The sequence below is a fragment of the Candidatus Viridilinea mediisalina genome (assembly GCF_002532535.1).
GTDB lineage: Bacteria > Chloroflexota > Chloroflexia > Chloroflexales > Chloroflexaceae > Viridilinea > Viridilinea mediisalina.
Window position 1 is genome coordinate 14589 of sequence record NZ_NQWI01000025.1, and the last position, 26204, is coordinate 40792.

At 60.1% G+C, this 26204-nt stretch carries 9 protein-coding genes; 6 read left to right on the plus strand and 3 right to left on the minus strand.

Features of this window, described 5'->3' with window-relative positions:
* Positions 1-573: 573 nt before the first annotated feature.
* Positions 574-18861, plus strand: a complete 18288-nt coding sequence (locus CJ255_RS07740) for an SdrD B-like domain-containing protein (RefSeq protein WP_165774607.1) — start codon at positions 574-576, stop codon at positions 18859-18861.
* Between the two features lie 102 nt (positions 18862-18963).
* A complete protein-coding gene (locus CJ255_RS24080) occupies positions 18964-19722 on the plus strand; it encodes a hypothetical protein (RefSeq protein WP_217352424.1) in 759 nt (252 codons plus the stop codon).
* Positions 19723-19891: 169 nt separating this feature from the next.
* Here the strand turns inward: CJ255_RS24080 and CJ255_RS07750 are convergent, their stop codons facing one another.
* The 3 genes from CJ255_RS07750 to CJ255_RS07760 form a co-directional block, all read right to left on the minus strand.
* Positions 19892-20356: a FixH family protein gene (locus CJ255_RS07750; RefSeq protein WP_097643513.1), complete on the minus strand. Its 465-nt coding sequence runs from the start codon at positions 20354-20356 to the stop codon at positions 19892-19894.
* Between the two features lie 63 nt (positions 20357-20419).
* Entirely contained in the window at positions 20420-20701 is a 282-nt protein-coding gene (locus CJ255_RS07755) for a DUF507 family protein (protein WP_097643514.1), read from the minus strand.
* On the minus strand, positions 20698-21789 hold the full coding sequence (locus tag CJ255_RS07760) for a hypothetical protein (protein WP_097643515.1): 1092 nt from the start codon (positions 21787-21789) through the stop codon (positions 20698-20700). Before CJ255_RS07760 ends, CJ255_RS07755 begins: the two co-directional genes overlap by 4 nt.
* Before the next feature lie 321 nt (positions 21790-22110).
* On the opposite strand from CJ255_RS07760, the gene CJ255_RS07765 reads away from it, so the two are divergent.
* From CJ255_RS07765 to purD, 4 genes are all read left to right on the plus strand, one after another.
* Positions 22111-23967, plus strand: coding sequence for an SLC13 family permease (locus CJ255_RS07765; RefSeq protein ID WP_097643516.1), 1857 nt, complete (start codon positions 22111-22113; stop codon positions 23965-23967).
* A gap of 264 nt (positions 23968-24231) precedes the next feature.
* Positions 24232-24714 carry a hypothetical protein gene (locus tag CJ255_RS07770; protein ID WP_097643517.1) on the plus strand — a complete coding sequence of 161 codons (483 nt, stop codon included), beginning with the start codon at positions 24232-24234 and terminating at the stop codon, positions 24712-24714.
* A 12-nt stretch (positions 24715-24726) separates the two neighbouring features.
* A complete protein-coding gene (locus CJ255_RS24645; RefSeq protein WP_281257195.1) occupies positions 24727-24855 on the plus strand; it encodes a hypothetical protein in 129 nt (42 codons plus the stop codon).
* Positions 24856-24924: 69 nt separating this feature from the next.
* Entirely contained in the window at positions 24925-26190 is a 1266-nt protein-coding gene (purD, locus tag CJ255_RS07775; RefSeq protein ID WP_097643518.1) for a phosphoribosylamine--glycine ligase, read from the plus strand.
* Positions 26191-26204: the final 14 nt, after the last annotated feature.

Here is a 26204-nt window from a genome sequence, read left to right on the forward strand (position 1 = left end):
GGGTAAAGATCGTGCTACCTTAAGGAGCGTTAAGGTGAGCGCAATGCCATCCTCAAGAACCCTGTTCGTCATGTTAGCGCATCCGAAAGCCTTATCTGCGGGGTTAGTATAGTACTAGCTTAGCTTGGACTATACTTTGTAGTCTAAGCTGGACTATACCTAGACTATACCTAGACTATACCTAAAGTATAGTGACATAACGGGAGAAATGGGTTACTATTATTGGAGGCATCAAGGATCTCGGTAAGGATGCGCGAGGCAACCTGGTTCCCTCGCACCCTCCTACACTGTGCGTCATACTACCAGAGGGTACTAGCTCCAAACAGGACTATGCAAAACGGAATCAGGTGCTACAATCGATTCCCCCCTGTAGCCAGACACCCCAACACGCACACACTACACAAGCTACATACAACCTGCACGGAACTTTATCTCGACGTACTATGTTGCCTAGCATATAATAGGATCACCGACAAGTTACCGTGTCAATCCCCTCGTAGCGTTATTGAACGGCGGACGTTATGTACGCCGGGTTTTATTGTCCCTTAGATGTTATTCCACAGGGAGCCAGTTATGTACCATCATGTTGTTCGTCGTCGTTCTCCCATTGCTGCACTCTTGGTTCTGGTGATGTTTGCGTTGGCGGGTCTGGCGGCGTTGCTGCCGGTTAGCACCGCCTATGCGCAAGGCCCCATCCTCAACCTGCGCCTTGAACTGGCCCCCGGCACACCCACTGATGCGCTCCCTTCGGGCGAGGTCTTTACCGTGCGCCTCACCTACGAGTGCAGCTCCTCACTTGGCGCGAATGAGTGTAACGATATGGTGGTGACCAGCACCCTCCCCCCGGAGTTTGAAGGGGTGGCGGTGCAGGGCAATAATGATGTCACGCTCACCTCATACGACCCGGATACCCAAGTTGCCACCTGGACCTTCCGTAGCCCGCTGCCCCTCGGCACTACTGGCCAGCTCGATTTCGAGGTGCGCTATGTGCCGGGTACGACGCTTGAGGGTACCGAGGGGATTATTAGCGCCGAAATTAGTGGCACTGGTGCAACGCCGGTCGAAAGCACCATCACGCCGCCCCCCGCTACCGCCGAGCCCCAACCAGAGCTCACTAAGAGCCTCGTCGCTGGTGGGGCCAATGATGATCTCAGTCTCTATAGTGTCAACCTCTGTGCTGGTACGACCGGTGCGCTCAACCTGACCAATAGCACCATCACTGATACCCTGCCGCTCAATGCGGTCTATATTAGTTCGAGCCCTGAGGGGGTCTTTAATCCGCTTGATCGCACGATTGTCTGGAGTGATGTCAATGTACCTGCGACTGGCACTGGTTGTCGTAGTTTTGATGTGGTGGTGAGCTACCCTGGAACTAATCCCGCGAACATCGAGGGTGCCGAGCGCATCAATGAGGTTGCTGCCAGCACCACGCCCTACAGCGGCACATTGCAGAGCCTGACTAGCAGCGTGACCCACACCCTCGCCGGCCCGCTCCCTGGCTTGGGTTTTAATAAGAGCGTTACCGGCGCTGAGGGTACTGCTGATACGATCGTTGGTGTTGGTGGTGAGATTACCACGCGTTTGCGTGTCGATAATACTGGCAATGTTGGTCTGAATAATATCCGTATTACTGATACGATTCCGCTTGAATATAGTGTTTTTGAAGTTAATACCGGCCAGGCAACCAGTGTTGACTACCAGCGCAATGACGATGGGGTCTGGATTAGCGGTGTTCCTCTTGGCGCTACGGTGGAGGTGACCAGCTTCCCCAGTTGGAATGCGGGCGACTATGTCTCGCACCTGCGCTTCAACTTCGCCACCCTGCCGCTCACCCAGACGAGCCAGGCGGTCAGCTTCCGCAGCATCGTGATCAACCCGCCCAATGGTGGCGGTGCGGCCTATACTGTGACCGCCGATGGGCCGCAGATGGTGGAAAATACCGCGACGGCCAGGGCATTCCACGGGATTGAACCCTTGACGCAACAGAGTTCAGCCGCCACCGTCGAGGTCGCGGTGCCCAAGGCGCGCCCCGATCCGCGCAAGACGATTGTGAGCGGTAGTCCGGCCCTGCCCGGCGGCACCGTGCGCTACGAGGTGCGTCTGCGTAATGGCGCCTTTGCGCCCCTCTTTGAGCCGACGATTGCTGACCTGCTGCCGCCCCAGGTGACCGATCCAACCAATTTTGAGGTTACGGAGAATATTCCGGGTTGTTTAGTCGATCCCAACTTCGAACAAATTGACAACTACAACGGTAGCGGGCGCACCATGCTCATCTGGAGTTGGGCCGATACGGGCTGTAGCATCCCGTCTGATGGCAATGCCCGTATTCGCTTTGATGTCACCGTGGTTGATGGTACCCGTGCGGGCAACTACGCCAACTACTTGGCGCTGGTCAACCACGGCATGGAACCCAACCTGGTGCGCGATGGCCTCTGCCAGCCCGCCCCCTCCGATGCTGGTATCTTCCAGAATGGCGATGGCATTGACCCCTCGCGCCTCTGCTTCTCCTCGCCGAGCAACCTCACGGTGCGGAGTATCGCCTCGATCGGTTCGGCCAAGTATGTCGCTGGTCAGCTTGATGTGCTGCTCGATCCTGAAACTGGCGAACCAACAGATCTCGATTTCCACCGCGACCCGCGTGTGGGCCAGACGGTGCAGGGTGGCCTGATCTACTACCGCATGACCCTAGAGAATACTGGCAACATTGACCTCACCAATCTGCAGATTATTGACATTCTGCCCTTCAGCCGCACCATTGGCTTGGAGACAAACCAGAACCTCGGTGTGCGCGACCAGGCGAATGTAGGTACAGCATGGACGGTGCAGTTGGGCGGGCCGGTTATCGTTGACCCTGAAATTCCCGGTCTTGAGATTCGCTATAGCTCCGAGCTCAACCCCTGTCGTGACGAATTCACCGTTGCCCCTAACCCCGACTGTATGCTCATGGTGGATGGTGACCTGCCTGGCCCTGGCGTCTGGAGCCTTGAGATGCCGAGCGACCCCACGGCGGTGCGTTCGTTGCGTTTTGATTTTGGTGACTATATTCTTGATCCTACCGAAGAACTCACCTTCTACTTCCAAGCCTTGGCGCCTGTTGATGCGCCGCTTGCTGGCCCAGGGCCGGATGGGGTCTTTGGCAACAATGACGATACCAATGTCGCCTGGAATACCTTTGCCTACACCGCCGAGCGTGGCGATGATGGGAGTACCCTCGTCGCCCAGCCGCCGCGTGTTGGTATCACGGTGAGCGATACCATGCGGGCCGCCTATGGCAACTATGTCTGGCACGACATTAATCGTGATGGCATTCAGAATGATGGCTCCGCTAGTGGCATGAATGGGGTGGTCGTTACGCTCTATATGATCTCCGGAACAGAGGCCATCTCGGTGGCGCGCCAGTTCACCCGCGATGATTCCAATGGTAACCCCGGCTACTACCTCTTTAGCGATCTCGATCCGGGTGATTATTTTGCTGAATTTTCGCTGCCTGAGGGCTTCACGGTGACAGTGCGGAATGCGGGGGGTAATCCCCTGCTTGATAGCGATATTTTTTCTGACACCCTGCGTACCATCACGACCACGCTGACTGCAGGCCAGACCGACCTGAGTTGGGATGCCGGTTTTGTGAGCGATGATGCTAACGCGGTCAGTATCGGTAACCGCGTCTTCTTCGATACCAATAATGATGGCTTTGATAATGATGGTGATGGTAGTGATGGCTCCTCCACCGGCATCCCCAATGTCACCGTGCAACTCTTCCTTGATGCCGACGGCAATGGCTTCCTGACCGGCAATGAGCAGACTCCGATTGCCACCACTACGACCGATCTTGAGGGCTACTACATCTTCACCCGTACTGCCGCGCTCGCTCCGCTCGCCCCGGGTCAGTACATCGTTGGCATTCCGCCCAGCCAGTTTGATCCGGGTGGCCCGCTTGAGGGCTACCACAGTAGCCACACGAGGATTGATGAAGAGGGTAGGCTCAGAGAGACCGCTGCGCAGCATCCCAGTAATAATGACGACTGGGACGACAACGGGCGCACGGTGCGCTTTGTTAGCACTGATACGCTACATACCGCCTTCGATGTTGGCTTCCGCTTCTACAATGGCGGTGTCCTTAGCCGCCCAATTGACCTCACTGGCGATCAGCCTACCGACGAATTCCATCCTGATGCCGATCCTGGCGATCCGCTCTACGATCCCAACCCCGACAACCGCAGCAACCTGACGATTGACTTTGGCTTCTATACCGCCAGCCTGGGCGATCTGGTCTGGATCGATAACGGCGATGGCGACGGCGTCTTGGCCGACGGCATCCGCAATGGCACCGAGCCTGTGACCCAAGGCGTCGTGGTGCGCCTCTTGTCCTCCGATAACACCGTCCTGATGACCACCACCACCAACGCGAGTGGCATCTACTCCTTCACCGGCTTGGCTGCGGGTGACTATTTCGTGGAGATTGACATACCGGAGGGCTTCGTCAGTACCCGCGATACGGCCAATACTGCCGATCCCAATAGCAATGTCAACGACCACGATAAAGGTGTTGGTACGGATCCTGGTACGGCGAGGACTAATCTTTTTGAATTGAGGCCAGGTGTTACCGCTATCAGTAATACGGTCATTACGGAACTTGGCAGCACCTACGATCCCACTATTGACTTTGGTATCGTGCGCTACTACTCGCTCGGTAACCGCGTCTGGCACGATACCAACAACAACGGTATCCATGACGACGGTGAGGCCGGTATCAACGGCGTGCGCGTGCGCCTCTGGGAAGTGACGAGCAGTGATGAGCTCACGCCGGCGCTGCATATCAATGGTACTCTTGTTGCCACCCAGACTACCGATGCGAACGGCTACTACCGCTTCGACAACCTCTTCGCGGGCGACTATGTGGTCGAGATTCTGGCGGAGAACTTTGAGGGTACTGGGGCGCTGCGTGGCTATCGTAGTAGCACTGGGCCGTTGCCTGGCTTGCCACTTGCCGATGTTCGTGTTCTTGGTGGTCAGGATCGAGAGGATGACGGCTTCCATGTTGGTGCTCTGGTGCGTAGTGGCACCATCACTCTGGGTGGTGACGATGGCGTTAGTGAGCCGACTGGCGACGACGACCCCACTCCCAACCCCGACACTGATGGTGGCGAAGCGCCCGATAACCAGTCCAACCGCACGGTAGACTTTGGCTTCATTCCGATCTACTCGCTCGGCAATCGGGTCTGGTACGATGCCGATAATAGCGGTCATATCAATGACGCTGATGGTGACAACCCCGGCATCCCCGGTGTCGTCGTGCGCCTGCTGAATGCCGACGGCGTGACCCCGGCGGTTGACGTGACTGGCACTGAGGTTCCCACCCAGACCACTGACGCCAATGGCTACTACCGCTTCGACAACCTGTTCGCTGGCGACTACATTGTTGAGGTTGTGGCCGATAACTTCAGCGGCGACGGGCCGTTAGTCAACCACTTCAGCAGCACCGGCCCCCAGGAGAAGCCCGACCCCAACAGCAACAATGACGACAACCGCGATAACGGCCTGAATACGCCGGTTGATGGTGCGATTCGCAGCGGCATTGTGACTCTTGGCAGCGGCGACGGCAACCAAGAGCCAACCAACGACAACGATCCCACCACGAACCCCGAAGATGGCGAATCGCGCAATGATCGCTCCAACCGCACCGTAGACTTCGGCTTCGTCGAGCCGATCAGCCTTGGCAACCGCGTCTTCTACGACACCAACAACGACCGCCGGGATAACGATGGCGGCGGTGCCAATGGCTCCTCCACCGGCATCCCCGGTGTGCGCGTCCTCCTCTACCTAGACGAAGATCGCTCAGGAGATCTGGATGACGACGAGCTGCAGTGGATCGCCGAGGCGACGACTGATGCCAATGGTTTCTACCTCTTCACCGCGCAGACTCATGAGGCTGGCTCGGAGCTTGCCGAGCCACGCGTGCTGCTACCCGGTAGCTACCAGATCGTCATTCCCGCCGATCAGTTTGAACCGGGCGGGCCGCTCTTCGGCTACCACAATAGCGGCGTGACGATCAACAACGCGGGCCAACTGGTTGAGGTAGCGCCTCCCACGCCGCCCAACAATGATCAGGATCACTTTGATAAGGGCAGCCTGCAGACCACTGGCATCTTTAATGGCGGCGTTGCCACGTCAATCTTCAGCGTAACCGCGCGTGCCATGCCCACCGGCGAACCAGAAGGTGCTGGCACCGCCCCTGGTGGGATTGCGATTCTCGACGAAAATAGCGACCTGACGATTGACTTTGGTTTCTATACGCTCAGCCTGGGCAACCTCGTCTGGATCGATAATGGCGAGGGCGGTGGCACGCTCGCCGATGGTATCCGTAATGGCGATGAACCGGGGATGCCCAATGTCCCCGTGCGCCTGCTCTCGGCTAATGGTAGTCAGACGATCAGCAATACCGTCACCGATGCCAACGGCATCTACACCTTCACCGGCTTGGTTTCGGGTACCTACCGGGTGGAGATTGACATACCGGAGGGCTTCGTCAGCAGCCGTGATACGGACGAAACCGCTAATCCCAACGGCAATGTTGACGATCACGATAAGGGCGTTGGTAGTGCCACTGATACTGCGACGAGTGAGCCCTTCAACCTGACGCCGGGTAGCGAAGGTGCGGAAGAAAATAATGATGTTGATACCGCTACGGGCAGCACCTACAACCCCACCCTCGACTTTGCTGTGGTGCGCCACTACTCGCTCGGCAACCGCGTCTGGGAGGATACCGACAATGATGGTATCCATGATCTTGATACCGAAGCTGGCATTGCAGACGTTGTGGTGCGCCTCTGGTATGGCGATGGCACGACACCGGCGCGCCACATTGATGGCTCGCTGGTTGAGGACGAGATCACCGATGCCAATGGCTACTACCGCTTCGATAATCTAGCTGCGGGCGACTATGTGGTCGAGATTATTGCCGATAACTTCACTGGCAACAATCCGCTGCGTGGCTTCCTCAGCAGCACCGGCTTTGATGGCGCCAATAATCCTTATGAGCCTGCACCCGATCCCGATAATGACGTTGATCTTGACGACAACGGCACCTTCGATCCGATCAGTGGCGGCGTGCGCAGCCTGCCCGTCACCTTGGGTGGTGGCAATGGCTTTAGTGAGCCAACCGGCGACGACGACCCCGACACCAACCCCGAGGCGGGCGAAGCGCCCGATAACCAGTCCAACCGCACGGTAGACTTTGGCTTCGTGCCGCTCTACTCGCTCGGCAACCGCGTCTGGTACGACGTTAACAATAGCGGCGACATTGATGATGCTGATGGTTCCAATCCGGGCATTGGTAATGTCGTTGTGCGCCTGCTCGATGACGAGGGTAATCCGGCTCTCTTTATTGATGGCACGCCCGTTCCCACCCAGACCACTAACGACAACGGCTACTACCGCTTCGACAACCTTGGTGCGGGCAACTACATCGTCGAGATTGTTGCTGATAACTTCACCGGCGATGGGCCGCTGGTCAACTACTTCAGCAGCACCGGCCCCAACGTCTCGACGAATGCCAATGATGGCACTGATAGCAACGATAAGGGTATGGTGACGATGGGTGACGGGGCGATTCGTAGTGGAACGGTCAACCTTGGGCCGGGCAACAGCGAACCCGATGACGACAATGATCCCATTACCAACCCGGAGGATGGTGAGTCCGTTAATGAACGCTCCAACCGCACGATTGACTTCGGCTTCTACCGCCCGGTCGCTATCGGCAACCAGGTCTGGTACGACACCAACAACAACGGCATTCTTGATGACGGTGAAGTGGGAATCCCCGGTGTGCGTATTGAGCTCTTCTACGATGCCGATAACAATGGCACTATCGATCCTGCTGAGCAGACGCCGATTGCGGTGGTAACGACCAGCATCACGGGTACCTACCTCTTTACCCAGCATACCAACCTTGATGGTTCGCCACTGACTACGACGCGCTTGCTGACGCCTGGACGCTATCAGGTGGGCATCCCCGCCAGCGAGTTTGCGCCAGGCGGGCCGCTCTACGGCCTCTATAGCAGCGGTACCTTCATTGAGGCCAATGGCACTATCAGCGAAAGCGCCGCGTTCGATCCCATGCTTGATCCCAACGATGGGCGCGACCGAGGTACGCTCCAGACCACTGGTTTCTACACTGACGGCGTCTTGAGCCTGCCTGTCATCATGAGCATTGGCGGCGAGCCTGTAAACGAAGATCCCAGTGTAGACCCGCATCCCCCCTACCGCCTCGACAATAGCAGCAACCAGACGATTGACTTCGGCTTCTACGCCATGAGTCTTGGTAATCTGGTCTGGCTTGATGATGGTGCAGGTGTTGGTGGCGTGGTCAATGATGGCATTCGCCAGCCCACCGAGCGCGGGTTGCTCACGGTCACCGTGCGCCTCTTTGCCGCGAATGGCACGACGCTGCTCAGCACCACCACCACCGACAGCGACGGGCGCTACCTCTTCACCGGCTTGGTCTCCGGTACCTATATCGTTGAGGTAGACACCAATAGCGGTGAGATCGCTACTCTCGGTTTGGTCTCCAGCCGCGATCCGGTTACTGCCAACACGCCGAGTAGCGACGATAACGACGACAATGGCACGCTGGTGACGAGTACCACTGTGCGGAGCGTGCCGGTGACGCTAGTGCCGGGGACGTTGCCGACGCTTGAGAGCGATCAGAGCCTGACTCGTGCCCCCGCGCTTGGTATGGGTGATCCGCGCGTCCTTGACCATCCCCTCACCCCCGACAACAACTCCAACCTGCACGTAGACTTTGGCTTCGCGCCCGCCGATTGGGGCGATCTGCCTGATAGTACGATTACCCATCCCGACCCCGAAGCTCCGCCGTTGCCGGTCTACAACACGCGGCGTGAGGATAATGGCCCGCGCCATGCCATTCGCCCCGGCCTGCTGATTGGTAGTACGGTGGATGCTGATGCCAATGGCCAGCCCCATTGGAATGCGCTTGGCGATCTGCCCGATGAGGATGGCGTCACCTTCCCCACCTTCTACACCGGCCTGCCTGCCGACGTTACCGTGGTGGTCAGCAATACTACCGGCACAACGGCGACGCTCTACGGCTTCATTGACTTCGACCGCAACGGCGACTTTGATGGCGAAAATGAGGCGGTGAGCATTGAGGTGCCGAGTAGCCCCGATCCTTTTACCGCCATCCTGACCTTCAACGTGCCCCATACTGCCGTCTTTACCGAGACGGTGGGTGCCCGCTTCCGCCTCAGCACCGACACCGGCCTTGGCCCCGACGGCTACGCCTCCGACGGTGAGGTGGAGGACTACATGGTCTCGTTGGGCGAGGTGATCCCCACCTACAGCCTGGGTAACCGTGTCTGGCGCGATCTCAACAATAATGGCTTCCACGATGCGGATGCGGGCGAAACCGGCATCGATGATGTCCTCGTGCGTCTAACTAATACCGCTGGCACCACGGTCACCGACGTGCTGGGCAATCCGGTGCCTGACCAACTCACGCGCAATGGCGGCTACTACCGCTTCGACTACCTCATCTCTGGTACCTACCGCGTTGAGATTCTGCCAGTGAACTTTGACGAAGGTCAGCCGCTCTACGGCCTCTACAGCAGCACCGGCATTCAGCAATCGGCGAATCCCAACAATAACATTGACCGTGACGACAACGGACTTGACGATCCCAACCCGCGGCTCAATGGCATCCGCAGCGGCGACATCACCCTGGGGCCGGACAACAGTGAGCCGACGGGTGAGACCGATCTTGAGCCTAACGATCCCAACCCCGAGCGCGAAGCGCCCGATGGCCGCTCCAACCTCACCGTTGACTTTGGCTTCGTGCCTGCCGACTGGGGCGATCTGCCACAGGGTATTGACGGCCTACCAAGCTACAACACCACGCTTGAGAACGACGGCCCGCGCCACGTCATCCATCCCGACCTGCGGATGGGTACGGAGGTGCAGCCCAATGTGGATGGCGATCCGCATCCCAATGCCGCTGCCCACGCTGATGATGATGGCGTCACCTTGCCCACCTTCTACACCGGCCAGACTGCCAATGTGGTGGTGACGGTCACCAACAACCTCACGACGGAAGCGACGCTCTACGGCTTCATTGACTTCAACGGCGACGGACGCTTCGACGGCCCCGGCGAAGTGGTGACTGTCAATGTGCCTGCTGGCAGTGATGGCATTACTACCACCCTCAGCTTCAACGTGCCCATGACCGCTACCTTCAACAGCGACCTGGGTGCGCGCTTCCGCCTCAGCACCGATCCCGCGTTGGGGCCGGATGGCTACGCGCCCAACGGCGAGGTGGAGGACTACTTGATCCAGGTGGTGCCCACCTACAGCCTGGGCAACCGCGTCTGGCGCGACGATAACAACGATGGCCTGCGCGACGATAGTGAGCCGGGTATCGCCAATGTGGTGGTGCGCCTGCTTGATGATAATGGTACGCCGCTGCTTGATAGCAACGGCCTAGAGATCACCACCACCACCAACATCAGCGGCTACTACCGCTTCGACAACCTGCTCGCCGGTGACTACATCGTCGAGGTGGTACGTGAGAACTTTGCGGTGGGTCAGCCGCTGGAGGGTCTCTTCAGCAGCACCGGCCTGAACCAGTCGGCCACGCCGAACAACAACCGTGACGACGACGACAACGGGATTGATGATCCCAGCCCGTGGGATAACGGCATCCGCAGCGGCATCATCACGCTAGGCGATGGGCCTGGTGGCGCGAATGAGCCGGAGAATGGGGATGTCGCCAGCCCCAACCCGCCGGGTGAAGCGCCCGACGACCGCACCAATCTGACAGTTGACTTCGGCTTCGTTCCCTCTGACTGGGGCGATCTGCCGCAAGGCACTGGTTACAACACCACGCTTGAGAACGACGGCCCGCGCCACGTCATCCACCCCGATCTGCGGATTGGCGCGGAGGTGCAGCCCAATCTGGATGGCCAGCCTGATGACAATGCCGCCGCCCACACTGATGATGATGGCGTCACCTTCCCCACCTTCTTTACCGGCCTGCCCGCCAACGTGGTGGTGACCGTCACCAATAACCTCACGAGGGAGGCGACGCTCTACGGCTTCATTGACTTCAACGGCGACGGACGCTTCGACGGCCCGGGCGAAGTGGTGACCGTCACGGTACCTGCGGAGAGAGATGGCATTACCACCACCCTCGAATTCACCGTGCCGATGACCGCTACCTTCAACAGCGACCTGGGTGCCCGCTTCCGCCTCAGCACCGATCCCAACCTGGGGCCGGATGGCTACGCACCCAACGGCGAGGTGGAGGACTACCTGATCCAAGTCGTGCCCACCTACAGCCTCGGCAACCGCGTCTGGTACGACCGCGACAATAGTGGCGACATTACTCCGGCTGATGGCGTCAACCCCGGCCTCGATAATGTCTGGGTGCGCCTGCTTGACGAGAATGGCAATCGGGTCAACGATGCCACGGGCAATCAGGTACCCGACCAGCAGACGAGCAACGGCGGCTACTACCGCTTCGATAACCTGCCTGCTGGTGAGTACATCGTTGAGCTTATCGCCGAGAACTTCGCTGACGGTGCGCCATTTGATGGCTACCGCACCAGCACTGGCCCGGCTCACCAGCCGAATCCCAACGTGCCGACTGATAGCGATGACAATGGTATCGCCCATGCCAGCGGTAGCATCCGCAGCGGCGTGATCAACCTCGGCCCCGGCGCGAACGAGCCGGAGGGCGAGAGCGACCGCAACCCCGATCCGTCTACGGACGCGGGCGAGTCGCCCGACGACCGCTCCAACCTCACCGTAGACTTCGGCCTCTTCACGCCGGTCAGGTTGGGCGACCTCATCTTCCACGACCGCGACAACAACGGCCTCTTCGATCCCGCCGTGGATAGCCCGCTACCCGGTTCGCTGGTGGAACTCTTCCTTGCCGACGGTATCACTCCGGCCCGCGACATCACCGATACGCTGGTGCTCTCGCAGACCACGCTTGCCGACGGCAGCTACCTCTTCCCCAACCTGCGCCCCGGCGGCTACGTGGTGCGCGTCACCCCGCCCGACGGCTTTGTCTCCTCCACCGACATTACGACCACGCTCGATCCCAACAACAACCGCAACAACGACGATAACGGGCTTGGCAGCGGCATCACGGGCACCGTCCAGAGCAATGTGATCACCCTCACTTCGGGCCTTGAGCCGGTTGACGATGGTGATACCGATCCCGATAGCAACCTGACGCTCGACTTCGGCTTCTACCGCCCGCTCAGCTTGGGTAACCTGATCTTCATAGACAACAACAACGATGGTCTCTATGACCCCGATGTTGATGAAGTGCTACCGGGTGCCCTCGTTGAACTCTTCCTCGCCGACGGCACTACTCCGGCCCGCGACATCACTGGCACGCTGGTGCTCTCGCAGACCACGCTTGCCGACGGCCTCTACCTCTTCGAGAACCTGCCCCCCGGCGACTATGTGGTGCGCGTCACCCCGCCGACCGGCTACATCTCTTCGGACGACATTACGACCACTGCCGATCCCAGCAACAACCTAGACAACGACGACAACGGGATCGGTAGTGGCAGCGTTGATGGCAGCAGCCAGGTGAGCAGCGCTGTGGTGCAACTCCGCTCGGAGAGCGAGCCGGACGGCCCCAACAACGATGTCAACCTGCGCCTCGACTTCGGCTTCTTCCAGGCGGTTGCTGTAGGCAACCAGGTCTGGTACGACACCAACAACGACGGCCTGCTCAACAATGGTGAGGTTGGTATCCCCAACGTGCGCGTCGAACTCTTCTACGATGCCGACCGCAACGGAACCATTGATGGCGCCGAGACCACCCCCATTGCGGTGGTGACCACGAGCATCACGGGTACCTACCTCTTCACCCAGCACACCAACCTCGACGGCTCGCCGCTGGCTACGCCGCGCCTGCTCAATCCGGGTAGCTACGTGGTGGGCATCCCGGCGAGCCAGTTCGAGAGCGGCGGTTCGCTGCATGGCCTCTTCAGCAGCGGTACCTTTATTGGTGCGAATGGAGTCCGTGATGAGCTTCCCGCGTTCGATCCCATGACTGAGCGTGATGATGGGCTCGACCGGGGTACGCTCCAGACCAGCGGCTTCTACGAGGGCGGCGTGCTCTCTGCGCTGGTGACGCTGGAGATCGGAGAAGAGCCGACGGATGAACTTCCCAATGTGGACGATCATCCTGAGTTCCGCCCCGACAACAACAGCAACCAGACAATTGACTTCGGCTTCTACGGCATGAGTCTCGGTAACCTGGTCTGGCTCGATGACGGGCGCAATGGCGGTACCGCCAACGATGGCCTGCGCCAAGCGAATGAGCCAGGCATTGCAGGCGTCACCGTGCGCCTCTTCGCGGCGGATGGCACAACCGAGTTGGCCTCGACCTTGACCGATGGCACCGGACGCTACCTCTTCACCGGCCTTGTCTCTGGTACCTACATCGTCGAGGTGGATCGCACCAGCGGCCCGATGCCGGGCTTGGCCTCCAGCCGCGATCCGGTGAACGCCAACGATCCGAGTGCCGAAGATAACGACGACAACGGCGTGATCATTACGGCCAATACCGTGCGGAGTGTGCCGGTCACGCTGGTGCCGGGGCAACTGCCCACGGAAGAAGAGGATCAGGACGAGACTCAGACGACCGGCATGGGCAACCCAGTCCAGCGCGACCACCCCAATACGCCCGACGAGAACTCCAACCTGCACGTGGACTTCGGTTTCGTGCCGGTGGACTGGGGCGATCTGCCGCCACCCTACAACACGCTTGATGCGGACGGTGGGCCGAACCACGGTATCACCCCCGACCTGCGTATGGGTGCGACGGTGCTGCCCAATCTGGATGGCAATCCGCATCCCAATGCCAACCATCCCGAGCATACCGACGATGACGGCGTGACCTTCCCCACCTTCTACACCGGCTTGCCAGCCGAGGTGACGGTGCGGGTCTACAACCAGACGGGACGCGATGCGATCCTCTATGGCTTCATTGATTTCAACGGCGACGGGCGCTTCGACGGCCCGGGCGAGGTGGTGACCACTACGGTGGCGACGGGCTCTGATGGTACCACTACCCTCACCTTCACCGTGCCCATGACTGCGACTTTTGGCAGCGACCTGGGTGCGCGCTTCCGCCTCAGCACCGACACGGGGCTTGGGCCTGATGGCACTGCCACCGACGGCGAGGTGGAGGACTACCTGATCGAGGTGGTGCCCACCTATAGCCTGGGCAACCGCGTCTGGCTTGATGAGAATAACGATGGCTGGCGCAATAACGATGAGCCTGGCATTAACGGCGTGACCGTGCGCCTGCTCGCCCCCAACGGTAACCGCGTCAATGACGCCACCGGCAGCCAAGTGGCTGATCAGGTGACCAGCAGTGGTGGCTACTACCGCTTCGACAACCTGCTTGCGGGTGACTACATCGTTGAAGTGGTGCGCGAGAACTTTGCCGCAGGCCAGCCGCTCCATGGCCGCTTCAGCAGCACCGGCGCGGGCCAGGAGGCCAACCCCAACCTCGATGGCGATGACAACGACAACGGGATTGTCTCGACCACCCCGGCAACCACCGGCATCCGCAGCGGGATCGTCACCCTGGGCAACGATGGTGGCGCGAGCGAGCCCTTGGATGATAATGATGCCCCCGAACCCAACCCGCCAGGTGAAGCACCCAACAACCGCTCCAATCGCACCGTTGACTTTGGCTTCGCCCAGGCCGATTGGGGCGATCTGCCGCAGCCGCGCTACAACACCACCGCAGCCAACAACGGCCCGCACCACCTGATCACCGAGGGCTTGCTGCTGGGGGCAACGATTGATGCCGAGCGTGATGGCCAGCCCAATGCGAGCGCAACGGGCGACGATAACACCGGCATCAATGACGAAGATGGGGTCTTCTTCCCCACCTTCTACACCGGCCTGCCCGCCGAGGTGGTGGTGACGGTCACCAACCTGACCGGACGCGACGCCTTCCTCTACGGCTTCATTGACTTCAACGGCAACGGCGACTTCAATGGCCCGGGTGAGACGCAACGCCTGACGATCCCCAGCGGTGCGGACGGTGAAGAGTTCATCCTCACCTTCAATGTGCCGATGACCGCCACCTTCGACAGTGATCTGGGGGCACGCTTCCGCCTGAGCACCGATCCCAACCTGGGGCCGGACGGCTACGCGCCCGACGGTGAGGTGGAGGACTACATCATTCGTGTGGCGCCCACCTACAGCCTGGGTAACCGCGTCTGGTACGACCGCGACAATAGCGGCCATATCAACGCGAACGACGAACCCAACTTCGGACGGGACGGCGTGATCATGCGCCTGCTGGACGAGGATGGCAATCGGGCGATTGATGCGACGGGCAATGAGGTGCCCGATCAGACGACGAGCGACGGCGGCTACTACCGCTTCGACAACCTACCCGAGGGCCGCTACATCGTCGAGGTGATCGCCGATAACTTCACCGTCGGTGCCGCCTTGGCGGGCTTCAGCACCAGCACCGGCCCCAACCACGAGGCCGATCCCAACGTGCGGACTGATAGCGTTGACAATGGGATTGAGCATGGCAGTGGTAGCGTGCGTAGCGGTGTGGTTGTGCTTGGCCCAGGGGCGAACGAGCCAACGGGCGAGGACCGCAACCCCAACCCGGCTGCGGACGCAGGCGAGGCGCCCGACAACCGCTCCAACCTTATGGTTGACTTCGGCTTCACCGGCCCGCTCAGTCTGGGCAACCAGATCTTCCACGACCGCGACAACGACGGACGCTACGATCCCGAGGTGGATACGCCGCTGGCCGGTGCGCTGGTGGAACTGATCTACCCCAATGGCAATCAGGTAACCGATGTCTTTGGCAACCCAGTGCAGCCGCAGACCACCGGAGTGACTGGCACCTACCTCTTCCAGGATCTCTGGCCGGGCGACTACGTGGTGCGCGTGACGCCGCCGGAGGACTTCCGCTCCTCCGACGATGTTGAGGGCATCACCGATCAGCCCAACAACAACGATGACCACTACGACAAGGGTATCGGCAGCAGCACCACCGGAACGGTGCAGAGCAACCCGATCACCCTCAACGCGGGCACCGAGCCGGACTTCAACGGCTACGGCAACCTGCGCATGGACTTCGGCTTCTATCGCCCGCTCAGCCTGGGTGACCTGGTCTTCCATGACCGCGACAACAACGGGCGCTACGATCCAGCGGTGGACTCACCGCTGGCCGGGGCGACGGTGGAACTGCTCGACCGTGAGGGCAATGCGGTGACCGATGCCGACGGCAACGCAGTGGGTAACCAGACCACTGGTGAGGATGGGCTCTACCGCTTCAACAACCTGAAGCCGGGCGACTACGTGGTGCGCGTGACGCCGCCGGAGAGCTTCCGCTCCTCGGATGACATCAGCACCAGCGCGAATCCCAACAACAATGTGAACAACGACGACAACGGGATTGGCAGCAGCACCAGCGGCCCGGTGAGCAGCAATCCGATCACACTCACTTCGGGTGACGAGCCGCAGGAGGAGGGCTACGCCAACCTGACGCTCGACTTCGGCTTCTTCCGTCCGCTCAGCCTAGGTGAGTTCATCTTCGAGGACTTCGCCAACAACGGTGTCTTCGATCCCGACCGCGATCTGCCGCTACCCGGGGCCACCGTTGAGCTACTGCTCGGCGACGGCAGCACCCCAGCGACCGACGTGAACGGCAATCCGGTACCCCCGCAGACGACCGATGCGAACGGCAACTACCGCTTCGAGAACCTGCGTCCGGGCGACTACGTGGTACGGGTGACCGCACCGCAAGGCTACGAGTCCTCAACCGATATTCCGGGCGTGACCAACAACCCGAACAACGACATCAACCTCGACAACAACGGGTTGGGCACTGGGCGCACCGCGAGCAGCAGCCCGATCACGCTCCGCTCGGAGCAGGAGCCGGACGGCAACTTCAACGATGCCAACCTGCGCCTCGACTTCGGCTTCTTCCGCCCCTCGACGATTGGCGACCGCGTCTGGCTCGACCTTAACAAGGATGGGGTACAGGATGCCAACGAGACCACGGGCGTACCGGGGGTACGGGTCACCCTCTACGCCGCCGACGGCACCACGGTGCTGAGTACCACCACCACCGACGAGAACGGCTACTACCGCTTTGAGCGGCTCGGCGAGGGTGAGTACGTGGTCGGCTTCGATTTGCCACCGGGCTACGAGCGCAGCCCGACCGGCGGCACCGATGACCGCACGCGTGACAGTGATGCTGATAACAGCACAGGGCGCACGCCGGTGATCAGCTTGCCACCGGGCACCACCGACCTCACCTGGGATGCTGGCCTCTTCTTCACCGGCAGCCTGGGCGACCGGGTCTGGTTCGACCGCAACGCCAACGGCATCCAGGATGCCGACGAGCAGGGCATCCCAGGCGTGACCGTGCGGCTCTACGCGGGCGACGGCACCACGCTACTGGCGACCACAACGACCGACGAGAACGGCTTCTACACCTTCCCCGACCTGGGGCCAGGCGAGTACATCATCGAGTTTGTGCCGCCAACGGGCTACCACATCAGCCCACCCAACCAGGGCGACAACCGTGCGGGTGACAGTGATCCCGATCCGACCACAAGGCGCACCGGCGTTATCACCCTGGAACCGGGCGGTAACGACAACACCTGGGACGCGGGGCTCTACGAGCGGGTACGCATCGGCAACTTCGTCTGGGACGACATCAACAACAACGGCCTCTTGGATGCTGACGAGATGGGCATTCCCAATGTAGAAGTACGGCTCTACCGCGACAGCAACGGCGACGGCCAGCCTGACGGCGATGCCATTGCCACCACACGCACCAACGCCCAGGGCTTCTACCTCTTCGACAACCTCGTCCCGGGCAGCTACATCGTGGAAATCGTCGCACCGGAGGGCTATGTCAGTAGCACCGGCGTCAACGGTTCACGGACTGGCCCCTACGAGCCTGCCCCGAACACCAACATTGACGACCGTGATCGTGGCACCCAGCATGATGGCAACATTATCCGCAGTGGCACAATCACCATCTGGAGCCGTGAGGCACCGGATGAGGAGATTGACGGTGACGACAGCAACGGCAACATGACGGTAGACTTCGGCCTCTTCCGCCCCGCCGCGATTGGCAACATCGTCTGGTTCGACCGTGACGGCAACGGGCGACGCGACGAGGGCGAAGAGCCAGCAGTAGGCGTCTTGGTGAGCCTGGTCTACGCTGACGGCACCCCCGTGCTCGACAGCTCCGGCCAGCCCATCCGGGTACGCACCAACGAGAACGGAGAATACCTCTTCGACTACCTGACCCCTGGCAACTACCGTGTTGTCTTCAGCGACCTGCCAGAAGGCTACAACTTCACCACGCCAGGGTTGGACAGCGATGCGAACCCCTTGGATGGTCAGAGCGACGTCGTAACCTTACAGCCTGGCGACCGCAACATGAGCGTCTGGGCGGGCCTGATCAACCCAACCGCGATCGCGCTCATCCAGTTCACAGCCACAGCCCAAGGGGATAGCGTCCTGCTACGCTGGGCCACCGCCGACGAGCGCGACACGTGGGCCTTCCACCTCTGGCGCAGCGCCGACGGCAACCGCGCCAACGCGGAGCGGATCACCCCGCAGCGCATCCTCGCCCGCGGGGGGCCGCAGCTTGGTGCGAGCTACAGTTGGGTTGACAGCAGTGCCACCCAGGGTGTACGCTATAGCTACTGGCTAGAAGAGATCGAAACCAACGGACGAACCAACGAATACGGCCCGATCACCGTTACAAGTGGTCTCAGCAGCGGAGAGTTCCGCGTCCTGCTGCCGTTGGTAGTGCGGTAGAGTTGGGTGGGGGGGGGAGGTGTAGCCTTCTCGGGAGACAGCTTACAACTCCGTTGTGACAGCGAAGCTGCCACAACGGAGTTGTAGAGCAATGGAGTAACAATGAAACACTTCGTATCTGTGCTGGCCCTAGCCCTGTTGTTGGCCCTGGCAGCGAGTTGGAACGCAGCGAGCGTCGTTGCCCACAACGGCTCAAGCTTGGAGTTGTTGGCGCTGACCGAAGAGGCGGAACCAACTCCGCCGCCACCCGCGACGGCGACCCCGCCGCCACCCGCGACGGCAACTCCACCGCCACCCGCGACGGCGACGCCCCCGCTGCCCGCGACGGCGACCCCACCGCCGCCCGCGACGGCAACTCCACCGCCGCCCGCGACGGCGACCCCGCCGCCGCCGGATGATCCGCCGCCCCCGCCGTCACCAGAACCAACCATTGAGCTACCGCCGCCGCAGGAGCCAACCATCCCACCCCCGCCCCCACCCCCACCCCCACCCCCGCCGCCGGATGAGCCACCTCCGCCGCCGCCGGATGAGCCACCTCCGCCGCCGCCGGATGAGCCACCTCCGCCGCCGCCGGATGAGCCACCTCCGCCGCTGTCGCAAGATGATGAGGGGCTCTCAGTGAGCCCAACCGCAACCGGCGAGCCTACTCCTACTGAGACCGCACTGCCCACTGAGACCCCAACGCCGGAACCTGAGCCAACTCTCCCCACTGAACCACAGCTTCCGCCGGCTGGTCTGCCGCCCACAGGTTTGCCGCCGACTGGCAGCAGTGGGAGTAGCAGCCTCAGCGGGTTCCTGATCGGCCTTGCGTTGCTCGTGAGCTTGGGAGGTGGAATGTTCTTGCGCTGGCGCTTGAGGTAGGCTTGTGTTGTGCTTGGTGAGCCCTACGCTGGCTGAGCCTGTCGAAGCCAGCGCGGGGCTTCGACAGGCTCAGCCACCGCGTCACCGCGTCACCGCGTCACCGCGCCACCGCGTCACCGCGTCACCGCGTCACCGCGTCACCGCGTCACCGCGCCACCGCGTCACCGCGTCACCGCGCTACCTCCTCTTCCTCTTCCTCCTCCACATAGATCAAAAAGACTGCCCGGTACTCCTGGCCCTCAATCTGGGCGACGACGGTAATTTCCCAGTCGCCGGCCATGGTATAGACGGTGGTGGCGCTGTAGCGTCCAGGGGCTTCTGGTTCGGCGATGGGCCGGTTGAGGCCCATAGGCATGGCGGGCATGTCGAGATCGAGGTAGATGTGGGGGGATTCAAGCGGTTGTCCTTGAGCATCGCTCAAGCTTACGGTGAAGCGATAGGGCAAATGGAGTTTGGGGTTCGCCTCGGTGGCAAGGCTAATGGTTATGCCGTTGACTTGTTGCACTTCAATGTAGCTCGCACTGGGGCGGGTGGCGGTGCTGCATGCGCTCAGGCAGAAGAGGAGCAGGAGCAGGCTGAAACTGAAGATACGCATAATACCATTTACGATTGTAGATTGTAGATTGCCGAACATGGTGTCCCAATGGGCTTTCGCGTTCTTGATAATGCGGCATGTTCAAGGGTAATTGGTATAACTTTACAACACAAGCCGTCGCTCTGCGATCAATTTGTTCCGCAGCTTGCGATAGAGATCATCGTAGCTTAAACGCCCCATGGTAATCTCGTACTTGTAGGCTTGCAGCATCTTATGGACCTCGGCATCGAGGCGTTCTTCGACCATCAGTTCATCGGTGATGACGTGGGTGATGGCGCTACGCAGAGCCGTGTCGTCGTCTTGGAAGAGGACGCCGTCAATATCGGCGAGGGCATCGAGCAGTTGATCGGCAAGTGCTTCGATCTTGGGGGCCGAGAGTTTCATGGTCGCTCCTCAGGGGTTTGCAGCAGATCGCGGATACGTTGAGCCAGCATAAGGGCAAAGAGACCCCAGCCAAGCCAAGCGAAGAGGTTGGGGCTGAAGCGGGCGAAGAGCAGCCCGCTTAGTATCGCGCTCCGTAGGCTGCTGACGAGGGCCACTTTCCAGGTAACCGCCTGTTCAGGGGCGTCCCAGTTGATCGTGGCGAGCCGAGGTAAGAGGCCACGTTCGACACACCCTTCAAGTGAATAGATGTAGATCATATCGGTATGGCGAGCGGCCAAGATTAGGTCGCGTTCGAGGGCCTCCCACGCGAGTGGTGGGAGTTCTTCGCTGCTTTCGCGTGGGCTAGGGCTTACGATGCCCACCCCAATGCTATCGGCGGAGGGGCCATAGCTAGTAATCAGGGCACCGCCGAGATCATGGTTGAGCTTATCGAGCGGGGCGCTGCTGTAGCAGATCAGCACCTCCAAATCGGCAGGCAGATCAACAATATCGAGGACGCGCTGCACCAAGGTTGTGCCGGCGCGCCGGTCGTCGGCAAGGATGGGTAGTTGGTAGGTATGTACCTCATAGCCATCGTGGTGGATGTGGGCAATCAATTCAATATAGGCGGCGCGGGCGGGCAGGAAGAGGACGTTTTCGTGGGCGAGCCAGATGCGGCGCACGAGATCGGGTAGACCCCAGCGTTGCAGACGATCCAACTCGGCGCTAGGGGGTTCAATATCGAGCCCAACCCCATCGAAGTGCAGGGTGTTGGCTTGTACCCACATGCGAAATGCTTGGTAGCGCTCGATCACCTGGGGGTAGTTCTGCACATTCAGCCAGACCCCCTCGGAGGGGGGCAGCAGCAGCCACGCGATGGTGGGGATGCGTTGCGCATTGAGCGTGCGCACAAGTTCGGCGGTGCTTGCATCAAGGTGACGTAGGGCGAGGGCAACGCCGTAGCCTTGGGTCGCCAACTCAGTCAGCACGCCTGGCCGAGCGAGTAGCGGCTCAAGCTCGCTGCTAGGCAGATCGCAGAAGAAGATAATCTGAGGGTTACCAAGACTATTGCGTTGGAAGGTGTTGTTCTCAGATAGGGAATCAAGCATACTCACGTTACCTTAGCAATCTCTGTGCCCATTATAACACTCTGTTTGCGTATAATGCTTCATCCTCTCGATGTTGTTGGGGCTTGCGCCCCAAAGCTCGTCTTTTGTTCCATTCTGGCGGCGAAGCCGCCAGAATGGAACAAAAGGTGTTTTCTTGGGGGATGCGTAGCCGTTCATCAAACTCCCGCCGGAGGCTAACCGTCATGCGTATGGCAGCGACTTCCCCCTAGACAGGTGTATTATCATAGGGAGTGGGTGCGTTACTGGACAAAGGAATACTGCTAATGCGCTTGTTCGTATTAGCCAATATGAGGATTGTGCGTGACTGTTGAGATTCTGACTGTCTTTGTGATTCTTGGGGTGACGATTGCGCTCTTTATTAGTGATCGTTTGCGGCTCGATCTGGTGGCCTTGTTGGCCCTGTTGGCCCTGGCTTTGACGGGCTTGCTGACCCCGGCTGAGGCGGCGGCGGGTTTTGGTGATACGACCTTGCTGCTGATTGCGGCGCTCTTTGTGGTTGGTGAGGGTTTGATGCAGACGGGCGTGGCGGCGTCGTTGGGGCGCTGGCTGGGCCGCGTGGCGGGGAAGAGTGAACGGCGGATTCTGGTGGCGATGCTGCTGCTAGTTGCGCCGATGTCCGCCTTTATTAGCTCGACGGGCGCGGTGGCGATTATGCTGCCCGTGGTGGTTACATTGGCCCATCGTTCGGGTATTAGCCCCTCGCGCTTGCTCATCCCATTGGCCTATGGGGCCTTAATCGGTGGCATGCTCACTCTGATTGGGACTCCTCCGAACATTATTGCGAGCGAGGCGCTGGTGGGGGCTGGGCGGGAACCGTTGGCCTTCTTTGGGATTACGCCAATTGGTCTGTTGGCCCTGCTGAGCTTGACCTTGCTCTTGTTTGCGGGGGGGACACGGCTGATTCCGGAGCGGGTGGCGCCACATGTGGCGGCATCAGCCGAGCAAACGGATCTGTCGGCCCGTGATCTGTTGATTAGCTATGGCGTGCGTGGCACCCTGGCGCGGCTGCGTGTCCGCCCCGAATCGCCGCTCGTAGGCTCGTCGTTGGTTGAATGTGGACTGCCCCGCCGCTTTGGGGCGCTGGTCTTTGCTTCGCACCCGTGGTCGCCAGAACGCCAAGAGCCGGCCCCGGCCCGTCCGGCCCGCGCCGATACCCGTATTGCCGCTGGTGACCTGCTTGATGTCCAGTTGACCAATGGCCAACTTGATCGGCTCGTCAATGAGTTGGCGCTTGAGCCGATTGATCTCGGCAGTAAGAGTAGACTCGATACCGAGTTGATCATCCTCGAGGTGGCCTTGACGCCGCGTTCGCGCTACATTGGTCGTTCGGTGCGTGAGATTGCGATTCGGCGCGAGTTTGGCGTTTCGGTCTTGGGTATTCAGCGTTTGGGCCAGAAACTGAGCGATAACCCGATGCTCGAGCCGCTACGCTTTGGTGATACCCTGCTGGTGATTGGTGCAGCCCAAGCGCTGGCCCCACTTGTACGCGCTCAACGCTACTACGATGATTTTGTGATTGCTGCTGTGCCTGCTGCACTTGAGCAGCAGCAGCCCGGCGAGCGTTTGAGTTCCCGTGCGCCAATTGCGATTGCGATTACGCTGGGCATGCTGGTGATTATGGCCGCAGGCTGGCTGAGTGCCATGGTTGCGGCGCTGCTGGCTGCCATTGCCTTGGTGATGACTGGCTGTGTGCGCTTGAGTGATCTCTACCAGCGTATGAGTTGGGAGAGCTTGATCCTGATTGGGGCGATGCTGCCGATGGCTACCGCCTTGGATAAGACCGGCGGGACGGCCCTGATTGCTGGTGGCTTGGTAGATGGCCTGGGTAACTATGGGCCGTTGGCGTTGCTTGTTGGCATCTTTCTGCTGACGGCTATCTTTAGCCAGTTTATCTCCAACACGGCCACTGCCGTCTTGATGATGCCAATTGCCTTGGCTAGTGCCAGTCAGCTTGGGATTGCCCCCGAACCGCTTTTGGTTACCGCCGCGATTGCCGCTTCGGCAGCCTTCGCCACACCAATTGCCTCACCCGTCAACACGATTGTTCTCAAAGCTGGGGGCTACCGTTTTGCCGACTATGCACGGGTGGGAGTGCCGCTACAGTTGGTGGTCTTGGCGATCTGTCTGCTGGTGGTACCGTGGTTGTACCCCTTCTAATTTTTTCGTTCGTGTTGGCGGCAAAGCCGCCAACACGAACGAAAGAAAGTTGCTATCGCTGCGGTGGCTGAGCCTGTCGAAGCCACCGCGCCGCTGGCTGAGCCTGTCGAAGCCAAGCGGCGTGGCCCAGGACTTTTTCGCGCTAACAAAAAGTTCTTCGGGGGAAGCAAATCCGCTGCCGAAACCCCGCTGGAGGCTGACAAGGCGAAGCCTGCCTAAGCTATAATGAAGCAAGAAACTATGATGAAGGTATAGGGTACTCCCATGGAAGATAATCGCCGTAGTGGTAATGCCTTTAGTTGGGTAGGTTGGCTCGTCTTCTTCTTGTTGATCTTTGGTTCCAGTTTTCTCCCACCACTCGCCCATTGGTTAAGCCAACAAACCGGAGTGAGCATCACGCCATCTATGCTGATCGCCGCCATCATTGGGGGCGGTGTGCTGATCAGCATTGCCAGTTCAGTGATTCAAGCGGTCAACCAAGGGCGTGACTCCAACGAAACACGCCTGCCCACCGAGTTGCCCCCAGACTTCCAAGCGCCTTCACTGCCCACATCGAGCACGCCCCTGCCATCAAGCACACTCAGTGAGGCAAAGCTTAAACAGCGCGCCCTCGGTGAACAGAAGTTGCCCCCACCCCCCCAGTTTGAGCCGATCATTAGTCCGCGTATTCTGGCCTTTGGCATTGTCGGCTTGATCGTGTTTGGTGGGCTATTTGGGATTCTGTTTTTGGTGGCGAGTGCGATCTAGCCTGTGATACCAATGACCCTTGAACATGCCGCATTATCAAGAACGCTAACGCCCATTGAGGTGCCATGTTCGGCAATCTACAATCTGCAATCTACAATCAACAATCGTAAATGGTATGAGGGGTTGGGACTACGCCCCTAAGCGGATCAAGCTGCAACCAATATGCTATACTGGCAGCACGAAATGTCATGATGAGTTAAGTAACTGCCTATGAATGTCCTGCTTATCGGTTCGGGGGGCCGTGAACACGCCCTCGCTTGGAAGATCGCTCAGTCGCCACGTCTCCGCCGTCTGCTCTGTGTGCCCGGCAATACCGGCACGGGTAGCTATGGGCAGAATGTGCCCTTTCCTCTTAATGATAGTGATGCCCTCGTTGACCTCGCGCAGCGCGAGAATGTTGACCTACTTGTGGTTGGCCCCGATAACCCGCTGGCCGATGGGATTGTAGACCACTTTCTGGCTGCTGGGATTCCTGCTTTTGGGCCTACTGCTGCCGCTGCACGGATTGAGAGTAGTAAGGCTTTTGCTAAAGAGGTGATGGCTGCGGCTGGGGTGCCAACTGCTCAGACCCACGTCTTTGAGCGGGCTGAAGATGCATTGGCTTTTGCCCGTGCCAGCGGCCAAGCTTGGGTGGTCAAGGCTGATGGCCTTGCCCTTGGCAAGGGGGTTGTGGTTGCCGATGATCTGCCTGCGACCCTCGCCGCGATTGAGCGCCTTGCTGCGACGCCGGCAGGCTCGCGGCTGCTGCTTGAAGAGCGCTTGCACGGGCGCGAGGTTTCGATTATGGCCCTCTGCGACGGGCAACGCCTGTTGGTGCTACCCCCCGCCCGCGACCACAAGCGCCTCGGGGAGGGCGACACTGGCCCCAATACGGGCGGCATGGGCGTCTTTGCCCCCGTGGATGATGTGAGTCCTGCGTTGCTCGACCAGATTGTTGCTACCTGCATGCAACCTGTGGTGGATGAACTCGCGCAGCGTAAGGTGCCATTCCGTGGTGTCCTCTACGGTGGCTTTATTCTTACCGAAAAGGGGCCATCCGTCCTAGAGTTCAACGCTCGCTTTGGCGATCCCGAAGCTCAAGCGGTGCTGCCATTGCTCGAAGGTGACCTGCTTGAAGTGCTCTATGAGTGTGCCATAGGCGGGCTGCATCCTGAGAAGCTACGCCGTCGTCGTGGTTACGCCGTCTGCGTAGTGCTCTGTGCCGAAGGCTACCCCGGCAAGCCGCGCAAAGGCGATCCCATCCAAGGGGTTGAGGCGCTCGACGAAGAGGAACTGCTGGTTTTCCACGCGGGTACCCAAATCTCAGCCCGAGGGCTCTGCACCAACGGCGGACGGGTCCTTGGGGTCACTGGTCTGGGTAACACCCTCGCCCGCGCTCGGGCCAACGCCTATGCTGCTGCCGAACGGATCACCTTTGAGGGCAAGCACTACCGCGAAGACATCGGACAAGGGAAGGATACAGAAACGAGAAAATAGAAAATAGGTTTGCG